The organism is Variovorax sp. V15 (genome assembly GCF_041154425.1).
GTDB classification, from domain to species: Bacteria; Pseudomonadota; Gammaproteobacteria; order Burkholderiales; family Burkholderiaceae_C; genus Variovorax; species Variovorax guangxiensis.
Map to the genome: position 1 here is coordinate 3,410,945 of NZ_AP028659.1, position 13,021 is coordinate 3,423,965.

General features: G+C 70.4%; 2 protein-coding genes. Both read left to right on the top strand.

Features of this window, described 5'->3' with window-relative positions:
• The first annotated feature begins 725 nt into the window (after window positions 1–725).
• Window positions 726–7,991: an amino acid adenylation domain-containing protein gene (locus ACAM57_RS16135; protein ID WP_369662359.1), complete on the top strand. Its 7,266-nt coding sequence runs from the start codon at window positions 726–728 to the stop codon at window positions 7,989–7,991.
• A complete protein-coding gene (locus tag ACAM57_RS16140; RefSeq protein WP_369662360.1) occupies window positions 7,988–13,018 on the top strand; it encodes an amino acid adenylation domain-containing protein in 5,031 nt (1,676 codons plus the stop codon). The genes ACAM57_RS16135 and ACAM57_RS16140 overlap by 4 nt, the downstream gene beginning before the upstream one ends.
• Window positions 13,019–13,021 lie beyond the last annotated feature (3 nt).

Consider the following 13,021-nt stretch of genomic DNA (forward strand, 5'->3'; position numbering starts at 1 on the left):
TCCGGTGGCTTCGGGGCTTTTTCGATGCGGGCCGCTCATTCGACAGCGGTCCTGGCAACGGTGGCGAATTGCCTGAAAAGCCAATTTGGGAAAGCGGTTCCGGCGCCATGGAACTACACCGGGTAATGGGATGTCGCGAAATTCATTGCAATCCCTGCAAGCTGGATTCTCCGGCCTCGCCCAATTTCCAACGCCTTTTTCAATTTTCAGGTTTTGTTTGAATATCTTTTATACGGTTACAGCCTCTGCCAATTAAAAACAGTCTGCACCGGGAGGATGTTTCATTTTTCGACGACTTTTCCGGTGCGGTTTCCGCATGGTTCGCCGGCCCGCCTGGAGGCATCGTCCAGACCACCCCTCATGCGCCCGCCGCAGCGCTTCGGCCCCTGATTCCCCCTGAATCTCCCCTTGAGTACCTTGCTTCTACCGGGCTTCCCCGATGCCCGGAGAGCGTCGTCCGGCACCCTTTTCACCGCGAACGGCGCATCAGTTACCCCGTCCGGGACGAATCGGGTAGTACGTTTTAGAAATAACTTTATCCAGTTGTAACTTAAGCCTTAAGTCCCCACATCGGCAGTTGCAAACACCCTAGGATGAAGACACGAAAAAAGCGCGGACCATCTCCTGCTCTTTCAATTAGGCGAATGGATTTTCCATTCGCCTGATTGCTTTCGCCGTATTTCTTTTGGGATATTTACGTGGAAATTCAAACTGTTTCGCAGGCGATGCAAGGCGCTCCGGAGCTCTCTCTGGAAGACCTGTTCGTGCCGCGATCCAATTCGAACGGCCTCACCGGCCGCCACGCTGGATCGGCGACGCTCTCCCCAATCCTCGCGCGCGACTGGACACGCTGGCTCGCCGCCAGCGGCCAGCTGCCCGACACACCCTTCGTGGCCGCATGGCTGCTGCTGCAGTCGCGCTGGCTCGGAAGCCCGCGGGCCGTGCATGGGCCCGTCGCCGTCGAGGTCGACGCAGCCAGGGCTGCAAGCGCCTGGCTCGCCGAACTGGACGGCATCCGCCGCTCGGTCCCAACGGAAGACGCCGACGCCCCCGTGCGCCTGCGCCTCGACGCAACCACCGTCTCACTTCACATGGACGCGGCCGCGAGCCTGATGGACCCGGCGGCGATCGACCAGCTGCTCGCAGCCCTCGCCGACACAGCCCATGACCTGATCGAGCGCCCGGACGCAGCCCTGAGCGACATCCGCACCCAGCCTCAAGCCGACCGAGCCGATCAGCTCGAAGGCTGGAACACCGCCCTCACCCCGGTGGACCCGGCCCTGACCGTGCCCGCGATGTTCGCCCGCCAGGCAGCGGCATCCCCCGACGCCATCGCCATCGCCCAGGGCGACGCACGCATGAGCTACGGCGAACTCGACCGCAGCTCCAGCGACCTCGCCCGGCATCTGCAAAGCCTCGGCGTCCAGGCAGGCGACAGCGTGGGCATGCTGCTCGACCGCTCGATGCCGGCCATCGTCGCCCAGCTCGCCATCCTCAAGGCCGGCGGCGCCTATGTGCCCGTGCCCACGGACTACCCGGCCGAGCGTATCGCCTACATGCTTGCCGAGGCCGGTGCGCACCGCGTGCTCGCCACGCGGGAGCACCGCCACCTCGTCCCCCCTCATCACGGCGTTTTTCTGGTCGACGAGCAGCAAGACAAGCAAAACCGGAGTTCATGGAATCCGCAGGCCATCGATGCGGAATCGGTGGCCTATGTCATGTACACCTCGGGCTCCACGGGCACGCCCAAGGGCATCGAGATCTGCCATCGCTCGATCCTGCGGCTGGTGGTGGGCGTGGACTACGTCGACCTCGCCCCGGGCCTCGCGATGCTGCACGCGGCACCGCTGGGCTTCGACGCGGCCACGCTCGAGATATGGGGACCGCTGCTCAATGGAGGCTGCTGCGTCATCCATGACGAGCGCGTGCCCACCGGCGCGGGCCTGGCCCGCACCATCGAGCGCCACGGCGTGCACACCGCATGGCTGACGGCCGCGCTCTTCAATGCGGTGGTCGACGACGACCCGGCGCACCTCGCCGGCCTGCGCCACCTGTTCACCGGCGGCGAGGCGCTCTCGGTGCCGCACGTGCGGCGCGCGCTCGCCGCACTGCCGCAGCTCACGCTGAGCAACGGCTACGGCCCCACCGAGTGCACCACCTTCGCAGCCACGCACCGCATCGCCGCGCCATTGCCCGAGGGCCTGCGCTCCATTCCGCTCGGCCGTCCGATCAAGGACACCGTGCTGCGCGTGCTGAGCCCATCGATGGCGCTGCTGCCGACCGGCTTCGTGGGCGAGCTCTGCATCGGCGGCCACGGGCTGGCGCGCGGCTACCTTCGGCAGCCCGCGCTCAGCGCCGAGCGCTTCGTGCCCGACCCCTTCGGCGCCCCTGGCGAGCGGCTCTACCGCACCGGCGACCTCGCGCGCTGGCTGCCCGACGGCACCATCGAATTCATCGGCCGCCGCGACGGCCAGGTGAAGATCCACGGCCACCGCATCGAGACCGGCGAAGTCGAGGCAGCGATCCTCGCGCACCCGGCCATCCAGTCGTGCGCCGTGGTCGCCCGGCCCGACGAAAACGGGCAGCTGCGCCTTGTCGCCTACCTGGTTTCGCGCTCTGCGCAAGAGCGGCTTTCGTGGGACGCCCTGCGCGCCCACCTCACCGAGCGCCTGCCGGCGGCGATGGTGCCCTCGGCGCAGGTGTGGCTCGCCCGGTTGCCCGTCACCCCCAACGGCAAGCTCGACCGCAAGGCACTGCCCGATCCGGCCGGCGAACGCCCCGAGCTTGCCCAGCCTTTCGAGGAAGCGCGCGACGCCGTCGAGCAGCGCGTGTGCGATGCCTTCGCGCGCGCACTGCGCATCGCGAAGGTCGGACGCAACGACAACTTCTTCGACCTCGGCGGCGATTCGCTGCTCGTGCTGCAGGTGCTGGCCGACCTGCGGCAGGACTCGGCGGTGCCGCTGTCGGCCAATCTTTTCTTCCGCAACCCCACGCCAAAAGCGATGGGCGCGCGGATGCAGCCGGCGAGCGATCAGCCCGCCACGGCCGCTGCGGCCGGTTCCAAGGATCGACCGACCGCAGCGGCCCCCCATCCTGAAGACGCCGTGGCGCTGATCGCCACCGCCGGGCGCTTTCCCGGCGCGGCCGACGTGGAGCAGTTCTGGGACAACCTCGTCGCCGGCCGCGACACGATCAGCTTCTTCGACGACGCCTCGCTCGACGCCGGCATCTCCGAAGCGCTGCGCAGCGACCCGGCCTACGTGCGCGCCCGCGGCGTGATCGACGGCATCGAGGACTTCGACGCCGCCTTCTTCGGCATCGGCCCGAAGGAAGCGCAGCTCATGGACCCGCAGCAGCGCGTGTTCCTCGAGATCTGCTGGGAGGCGCTGGAGCGCGCCGGCTACGTGCCCGACGCGGCGCCGGGCCCGGTGGGCGTGTACGCCGGCATGTACAACGCCACCTACTTCCAGCGCCACGTGAGCACCCGGCCCGACCTGGTGGAGCCGGTGGGCGAGTTCCAGGTGATGCTGGCCAACGAGAAGGACTACATCACCACGCGGGTGGCGAACCGGCTCAACCTCACGGGTCCGGCCGTCAGCGTGCACACCGCCTGCTCGACCTCGCTGGTGGCGGTGGCCCATGCCTTCCACGCGCTGCGCACGGGCCAGTGCTACATGGCGCTGGCCGGCGGCGCATCGGTCACCTGCCCGCCGCGCAGCGGCTATCTCTACAACGAGGGCTCGATGCTCTCGCCCGACGGCCACACGCGCAGCTTCGACGCGCAGGCCCGGGGCACCGTCTTCAGCGACGGCGCGGCCGTGGTACTGCTCAAGCGGCTGGCCGATGCGCAGGCCGACGGCGACACCATCTATGCCGTGCTGCGCAGCGCCTGCGTGAACAACGACGGCGGCGCCAAGGCCAGCTTCACCGCGCCCAGCGTCGACGGCCAGGCGGCCGTCATCCGCGCAGCGCTGGCGGCCGCCGACGTGGACGCGCGCAGCATCTCCTACGTGGAAGCGCACGGCACCGCCACGCCGATGGGCGACCCGGTGGAAGTGGAGGCGCTGGCCTGCGCCTATGCCGAGCACACCGACGCACTGGGCTTCTGCACGCTCGGTTCGCTCAAGAGCAACGTGGGCCACATGGTCACGGCGGCGGGCGCGGCGGGCCTCATCAAGACGGCGCTGGCGCTGCACCACGAGCAGATTCCACCGACGGTGCATTTCAGCGCGCCGAACCCGGCGATCGACTTCGCGCGCACGCCCTTCCACGTCACCGCGAGCCTGCAGGAATGGCCGCGCACGCAACAGCCGCGCCGCGCGGGTGTCAGCTCCTTCGGCGTGGGCGGTACCAACGCTCACGTCATCGTCGAGGAAGCGCCGCCGCGCCCGGCCTCCCCTCCGGCCGTGGGCGACCAGGTGCTGCTGCTCTCGGCACGCTCCGAGGCCGCGCTCGGCGTGGCCGCCGGCCAGCTCGCCGCGCATCTCGAAGCCCGGCCCGAGCTGTCGCTCGCCGACGTGGCCCACACCCTCGCGGTAGGCCGCAAGGCCCACGCCTTCCGCCGCGCGGTCGTGGCCGGCAGTACTGCCGAAGCGGTGGCGGCGCTGCGCGATGCCGCCGCGCCGGGCGGCACCAGCGGCCGCGCCGCCCAGCGCGCGCAGCAGCTCGTGCTGATGTTTCCCGGACAGGGCGCGCAGTACGCCGGCATGGGCCGCAACCTCCATGCGAACGACCCGGTGTTCGCCGCGGCCTTCGACGACTGCATGGCCGCCTTCGCCGGCGCGACCGATTTCGACCTGCGCGATCGCATGTTCTGCGACGACCCGCAGGCGCTGGCACCTACCGCCGCCACGCAGCCGGCGATCTTCACGCTCGAATACGCGCTGGCCCGCCGGCTCCTGGCATTGGGCGCACGGCCGCATGCGCTGATCGGCCACAGCGTCGGCGAATTCGTCGCGGCCGTGATCGCCGGCGTGATGCGGCTCGAGGACGCCGCGCGGCTGGTCGCCCGCCGCGGCGCGCTCATGCAGGCGCAGCCCGCGGGCGCGATGCTGTCGGTGCGCATGGGCGCGGCCGATCTCGCCGGCCGCCTCGGACCGAATCTTTCGCTCGCCGCCGAGAACGGCCCCACCGCCTGCGTCGCCGCCGGCCCCTTCGAGGACATTGCTGCGCTGCAGGCCGCGCTGGAAGCCGACGGCATTCCCAGCCGCGCGCTGCAAACCTCGCACGCCTTCCACTCGGCCATGATGGACCCGGCCGTCGCGCCCTTCGAGGCGCTGGTGGCCAAGGTGGCGCTGCGCGCGCCGCAGATTCCGATCTTCTCGACCCTTACAGGCCAGCCGCTCGGGGACGCCGATGCCACCAGCCCGGCCTACTGGGCCCGCCACCTGCGCGGCACCGTGCGCTTCTCGCCGGCGGTGCGCAGCGCGATGGCGCAGGTGCAGAACCCGCTTTTCGTGGAGGCCGGCCCGCGCAACACGCTCGCCACGCTGGTTCGCCAGCACGGCGCCGGCGCGGGCAGCGTCGTGCCGTTGCTGCACATGGAGCCCGGCGGCGATGCCGGCGAGGCCCGCACCCTGCGCCTCGCGCTCGCGCGCCTGTGGACCTGCGGCGCCGAGGTCGAACTCTCGCGCCTGACCGCCCGTGCCGGCGCGCAGCGCGTGCGCCTGCCCACCACGCCTTTCGAGCGCAAGCGCTGCTGGGTCGACATCGCCCCAGCCGCCTCTTCTTCCGTGACCCCATCTGTCGCGGCTGCGCCCGTCGCCGCCGCCGTCGTCGTCCCACCCATTGCCCTGGAGCCGATCGTGACCGCTGCTACGCCCTCGCCTCTTCCTCCACCAAACGCGTCGCCCATCGACACGCGCCTGCGCGCCCTGTTCGAGGACATCTCCGGCCTCGACATGGCGCAGGCCGAGGGACAGGCGCCCTTCGGTGAGCTCGGCCTCGATTCGCTCACGCTGACGCAGGCGGCCACGCAGATCAAGAAGCACTTCAAGGTCGCCGTCAGCTTCCGCCAGCTGATGGAGAACTACCGCAGCTTCGACGCGCTTTCCGCCTTCCTGCGCGAGAGCCTGCCGCCCGAAGCGGCGCCCGCGCCGGTTGCTGCAGCGGTTGCCCCGGTGGCTGCGCCAGTCGAAAGCGCGGTCTCCGTATCGCGGGCAATGCCGCAGCCGCAGCCCGTGCCGATGCCGGTCTACATGCCGATGCAAGGCAGCGTCGCCATGGGCGAGACCCAGTTGCCGCAGCTGATTTCGCAACAGATGGAATTGATGCGGCAGCAGCTCGCGCTGCTGTCGGGCGCGGTTCCCGCTGCGCCGCTGGTGACGCTGCAACCGGTGATGCCGGCGCAGGCGACACAGGCGACACCCGTGGCTGCGGCACCGGCAACGCCGGCCGCCCCCGTCGCAACCACCGAAGAACCCGCCCAACCCGTGCGCTACGACGTGAGCAAGGCCTTCGGCGCCATCGCCCGCATCCACACCCAGCGCACCGCCGAGCCCAGCGGCCGGCAGAAGGCGCGGCTGGCGGCCTTCATCCGCCGCTACGTGGAGCGCACGCGCAAGAGCAAGGAATTCACCGAGGCCAACCGGGCGCACATGGCCGATCCGCGCGTGGTCAACGGCTTCCGGCCGATCACGAAGGAGATCACCTACCAGATCGTCATCGAGCGCTCCAAGGGCTCGAAGATGTGGGACCTCGACGGCAACGAATACGTCGACGCGCTCAACGGCTTCGGCATGAACATGTTCGGCTGGCAGCCCGACTTCGTGCTCGACGCGGTGCGCCGCCAGCTCGACGCGGGCTACGAGATCGGCCCGCAGCATCCGCTGGCCGCCGAGGTGACGGCGCTGGTGTGCGAGCTCACCGGCAACGATCGCGCGGGCCTGTGCAACACCGGCTCCGAGGCCGTGATGGCGGCGCTGCGCATCGCGCGCACCGTCACCGGCCGCAGCACGGTGGTGGTGTTCACCGGCTCCTACCACGGCACCTTCGACGAAGTGCTGGTGCGCGCCGGCAAGGGCGGCAAGGGGCTCTCGGCTGCTCCGGGCGTGATGAGCGGCATGTTCGGCGACATCCGCGTGCTCGACTACGGCACGCCCGAGGCGCTGGAATTCATCCGCGAGAACGCGGGCGACCTCGCCGCCGTGCTGGCCGAGCCGGTGCAGAGCCGCCGGCCCGACTTCCAGCCGCGCGAGTTCCTGCACGAGTTGCGCGAGATCACCGCGAAGAACGGCTGCTGCCTGATCTTCGACGAGGTCATCACGGGTTTCCGCACCGCGCTGGGCGGCGCGCAGGAGTTCTTCGGCGTGCGCGCCGACCTGGCCACCTACGGCAAGGTGATCGGCGGCGGCTTCCCGGTCGGCGTGATCGCCGGCAAGCGCGAGTTCATGGACGCGCTCGACGGAGGCGCCTGGCAGTACGGCGACGACTCCATTCCCGGCGTGGGCGTGACCTACTTCGCGGGCACTTTCGTGCGCCATCCGCTCGCGCTCGCGGCCGCCAAGGCCTCGCTCGTGCACCTGAAGGAAGCGGGGCCTGCGCTGCAGTCGGGGCTCAACACGAGCACCGCCGCCATGGCCGCGGAGCTCACCGGCTGGTGCAAGGAGGTGGGCGCGCCGGTGGAGATTCGGCACTTCGCGTCGCTGTGGCGCGTGAGCTGGCTCGAAGACCATCCGCTGCAGGACCTGCTGTTCGCCATGATGCGCAGCCGCGGGGTCCACATCCTGGACAACTTCCCGTGCTTCCTCACCAGCGCGCACAGCGCCGAGGACATCGCCTTCATCCAGCGCGCCTTCAAGGAATCGGTCGCCGAGATGCAGGAATCCGGCTTCCTGCCGCGCCGCGCCGTCCCCGTCGCCGCCTTCGACCGGCACAAGCCGGCCGAGGAAGGCTCCGTGCTGGCCCGCGACATCGACGGCCAGCCGTTCTGGTACGTGCCCGACGCGGCCGCTGCCAGCCAGCAACACGTCAACGGAAAGGTCGCAGCATGAACGCCGTCCTCAAGCCCGCCGCGAGCGGTGGTGCCGTCGAGTGCATCATTCCGACCACGGAATCGCAGCGCGAAGTCTGGCTCGGCGCGACGCTGGGTTCCGAGGCCTCCATGGCCTACAACGAATCGGTGGTGCTGCGCCTGCGCGGCGAGCTCGACCGCCCGGCGCTCTCGCGCTCCATGGCCCGGCTGCTGGAACGCCACCAGGCCCTGCGCTCCACGGTCTCGCCCGACGGCACCTGCATGCTGGTGAGCCACGCGGGCGGTAGCCCGATGGCCGAGCACGACCTGGCCGGACTGGAGCCCGAGGCCCGCGCGCTGGCATTGAGCGATGCGCACGACGAGGCCGTGTGCACGCCCTTCTCGCTGGAGCACGGTCCGCTCTTCCGCGCCGCGCTCTACCGGCTCGGCGAGACCGATCACGAGCTGGTGATGTCGGCGCACCACGTGGTGTGCGACGGCTGGTCGTGGGCCGTCATCACCGAGCAGTTGGGCCATCTCTACGCCGAGGAAACCGGTACCGGGCTGAAGCTGAAGGCCGCGCCGCTCTTCTCCGACTTCGCCGCCGAGGAAGCCGCCGCCGCCGCGCACCCCGACATGCAGGCGCACATCGACTACTGGCTCGGCCGCTTCCCCGGCAGCCCGCTGCCGGTGCTCGACCTTCCGATGGACCGCCCGCGTCCGGCCGCGCGCACCTTCAACTCGCGCCGCGCCGAGCGGCTGCTCGACAGGCGGCTGGTCGCCGCCGTGCGCTCGGCCAGCACCAAGGCCGGCATCAGCCTCTTCACCGGCCTGCTCAGCGGCTTCGTGGCGACGCTGCACCGCCTCACGGGGCAGGACGACATCGTGGTGGGCATCCCGGCTTCGGGCCAGCTCGCGCACGACATGCCGGGCCTGGTTGGCCATTGCGTGAACCTGCTGCCGCTGCGCATCGCCGCGCACGCCGGCATGCGCTTCGACGCGCTGATGGACGAGTGCAGCACCGCCGTGCTCGACGCCTTCGACCACCAGGCGCTCACCTATGGCGCGCTGCTGGGACAGCTCTCGCTGGAGCGCGATCCGAGCCGGCTGCCGCTGGTGAGCGTGGCCTTCAACGTCGACCCCGACGTGGCCAGCAGCGCCCAGGCCTTCACCACGCTGGACGTGGTGCAGGACACCATCGCCCGCCGCTACGAGAACTTCGAGCTCTTCGCCAACCTGCGCCCGCACGAAGGTGGCCTGATGGTCGAGGCCCAATACAACACCGACCTCTTCGACGAGGTGAGCGTGCAGCGCTGGCTCGACATGTTCGAGTGCGTGCTGCAGTCGGCCTCACACAGGCCCGACGAGACCGTCGGCCGGCTGGAGGTGCTGTCGGCCGAAGCCGCGCGCGAGCTCATCGCGCTGCAGCCGGCGCGCGTTCCGCTGGTCGGCGCGCCGCTGGCGCATGCGGGCTTCCTCGCACGCGTGCCGATGCAGCCCGACAGCCCCGCGGTGCGCGACGGCGCCAGGAGCTGCAGCTACGGCGAGCTCGACGCGCTGTCCAACCGCCTCGCACGCGCCCTGCGCGCACGTGGCGTGGGCCGCGGCCAGCGCGTGGGCCTGTGCCTGGAGCGCAGCCTGGAAATGGTGGTCGCGATGCTGGGCGTGCTCAAGGCGGGCGCCTCCTACGTGCCGCTGGACACCGCCTTCCCCCAGGCCCGGCTCGACCACTACGCCACCGACGCCAGCCTCAGCCTGATGCTGACCTCGTCGGACATCGCGGTCGCGCCGCGCGACTGGCGTGCCGACGCGGGCGCGCGCATCTTCGAGATCGACCGCGACAACTGGCGCCAGCTCTCCGGCGAGCCGCTGCCGCCGAGCGCGGACGACCCCGGCCCCGAAGACGCCTCGTACATCATCTACACCTCGGGCTCGACCGGGCTGCCCAAGGGCGTCATCGCCCATCACCGCGGCGTGGCGCACCTGCTGCAGTGGATGCAGCGCGAATCCAGCGTCGGGCCGCACGACCGCATCGCGGCGGTCACCACCCTGTCCTTCGACATGGCCGTGCCCGATCTGCTGCTGCCGCTGGCGGCGGGCGCCGAGCTGGTGATGGTCAAGCGCGAGGTCGCGATGGACGGCACGCGCCTGTCGCGCACGCTCGACGAGGAGCAGATCACCCTGCTGCAGGCCACGCCCGGCATGTGGCAGCTGCTGCTCGATGCCCAGTGGGCCGGCGGTGCGCCGGGCTTTCGTGGCTGGACTGGCGGCGAGGCACTGCGCCCGAGCATGGCGCTGGCGCTGTGCGAACGCATGGAAGGACTGTGGAACGGCTACGGGCCGACCGAGACCACCGTGTATTCCACCGCCTGGCATGTGCGCCCCGAGGAGATCGCCTCGCGCGGCGTCTCCATCGGCAGGCCGGTGGACAACACCGAGATCTGGATCCTTGACGCCGACCTGCAGCCCTGCCCCATCGGCGTGCCGGGCGAGATCTGCATCGCGGGCGAAGGCGTGTCGCTGGGCTACCTCGACCGCCCCGAGCTGACCGCCGAGCGCTTCGTCACGGTGCGCATCTTCGGCACGCCCAAGAAGGTGTACCGCTCCGGCGACCGCGGCCGCTGGCGCAACGACGGCCTGCTCGACCACCTCGGCCGGCTCGACTTCCAGGTGAAGGTGCGCGGCTACCGCATCGAGCCCGGCGAGATCGAGGTGCGCTGCTGCGAGGTCGAGGGCGTCTCGCGCGCGGTGGTGATCGCCCGCGAGGACAACCCCGGTGACGTGCGCCTGGTGGCCTACCTCGCGCTAAAGCAGGGCGCGGGCTTCGACCTCGAGACGCTGATGGTGCACCTGCGCAAGCACCTGCCGGCCTTCATGCTGCCGCAGCACGTGGTGACGATGGATGTACTGCCCAAGCTGGCCAACGGGAAGATCGACCGCGTCTCGCTGCCGGCTCCGCAGGCGGTGCCACGAGACGAGGTGCGCCGCGGCGCCGGCCCCTGCAACGAGCATGAGCGCAAGGTGCTCGCGCTGATGGAGAAGGTGCTGAGCCTGCCCGGGCTGGACATGCACGACGACTTCTTCACCATGGGCGGCCATTCGCTGCTGGCCGCGCGGCTCACCACGCTGCTGAGCCGCGAGTTCCAGGTGACGGTGCCGTTGCGCACCCTGTTCGAGTCCCCCACGGCCGGGAAGCTGGCGGCGTCCATCCAGGCGCTGCAGGGCGCGGGCGTGGGGCTGCAGGCGCCCATCGGCCGCAGCATCGGGCGCACCACCGCGCCGCTGACCATGGCGCAGGAGCGCATCCGCTTCATGGAGCAGCTGCACCCCGGCCGTTCGGTCTACAACGCGCCCTCTGCGCAGCGGCTCACCGGGCAGCTCGACGCGGCACGATTCGAGAACGTGTGGCGCGAGATCATCCGCCGCCAGCCCTCGCTGCGCACCCACATCGGCATCGACGCGGGAAGCGGCAGGCCGGTGCAGGTGATTTCGGAGTCAGCGGAATTCACGCTGCCGCTGGTGGACCTGCGCGGCCTGCCCGCCGACCAGCGCGAGGCCGAACTGGCCGAGCGCATGCAGGAGCTGGCGGACCGGCCCATCGACATCCACAGCGCGCCGATGATGCATGCGACGCTGTTCCAGCTCGACGACAACGAGCACGTCTTCCTTTTCGTTCCGCACCATCTGATCTGGGACGGTTGGTCCTTCGACCTGATGCAGCGCGAGCTTTCGGCCCTGTACGACGCGGCCGAGCGCGGCCGACCGCACAACCTGCCCGCGCTCTCCACCACCCAGGGGGACTACGCCCAGTGGCTGGAGAAGTGGCTGGCCGGGCCTGCCTGCGAGGAGCAGCTCGCCTTCTGGCGCGGCCGCCTCGAAGGCGCGAAGGCCGTGCGCCCGCCGGTGACCGACATGCCCCGGCGCGCCGGCAAGAGCGGCCAGGGCGGCGCGCACTGGATCCACATCGACCTGCAGAGCACGCAGCGCCTGCGCGAGATCGCGCGCGACATGGACGTGACGCTGAGCATGCTGACCTTCGGCGTGTACGCGCTGACCATGGCCCAGGTGACCGGCAACGACGCCATCGTCATCGCCAACCCGGTGCGTGGGCGCCAGCAGGCCGAGACCGAAGACGTGATGGGCTTCTTCAACAACGTGCTGCCGGTGTCGCTCACCATCGACCGCTCGCTCGCGCTGCCGGCCTTCATGCGCTACGTGAAGCAGGAGCTGCTGTCGATGATGAACAACCAGCAGGTGCCCTTCGAGCGCCTGATGGCCGAGCCGGGCTACGCGGGGCAGATCAAGACCTCCGGGCCCTACCAGTCGATGTTCTCGTTCCAGGACGCCCGCGAGCGCGCCCGCTCGGTCGGCAGCCTGCAGACCCGCCAGGTGCACGTGATGCAGCACGGCGCCACCGACGACATCGGCGTGTGGCTGATGGACAAGCCGCACGGCCTGGAAGGCGCGCTGATCTACAACGCCGACGTCTACCTGCGCGAGACCGGCGCCCAGCTGCGCGAGCGCTACCTCGAAGTGCTGCGCCGCGTGGCCGAGGAGCCGGGCGCCACGCTGGAGCGGATCACCGACCCCGAGATGTCGACCAGCGCCGCCTACCTGCGCAAGATGGCGGCCGCCGATCCGGGCAAGGCCGCCGCCGCTAACGGTACCGTCGACGGCGCCGTCGACGGCAACGGCGGCGCGGCCAGGGCGAAGCAGAGCCAGCTCGAGCCCGAGCAGGCGCAGCTCGCCCGCATCTGGGCCGAGGTGATCGGCATCGACGTGGCCGACATCCGCGCCGGCGACAACTTCTTCGACCTCGGCGGCGACTCGCTTCTGGTGCTGCGCGCCGTGCAGCAGGCGGCCCTGACGCTGGGCCACCGCGTGGAGCCGCGCCGCTACCTGTTCGAGAACCTCGGGCAGATCGCCTCGTCGCCGCGCGTCGCGGCCGGGGGCGTGCCCTCGGACCTCGCCGAGCTCGCCGCCGGCACGGCCGCGCACGCCCAGCAGCATCAGCAGCAGCGCGGCGGACTGCTCGGCGCCCTCGGCGGCTGGCTGCGCAAGGGGTGATGA

What these genes read in the sequence shown, in the direction of transcription:
- ACAM57_RS16135 (WP_369662359.1), top strand. Translation starts at nt 726, where the DNA reads ATGCAAGGCGCTCCGGAGCTCTCTCTGGAAGACCTGTTCGTGCCGCGA.
- ACAM57_RS16140 (WP_369662360.1), top strand. Translation starts at nt 7,988, where the DNA reads ATGAACGCCGTCCTCAAGCCCGCCGCGAGCGGTGGTGCCGTCGAGTGC.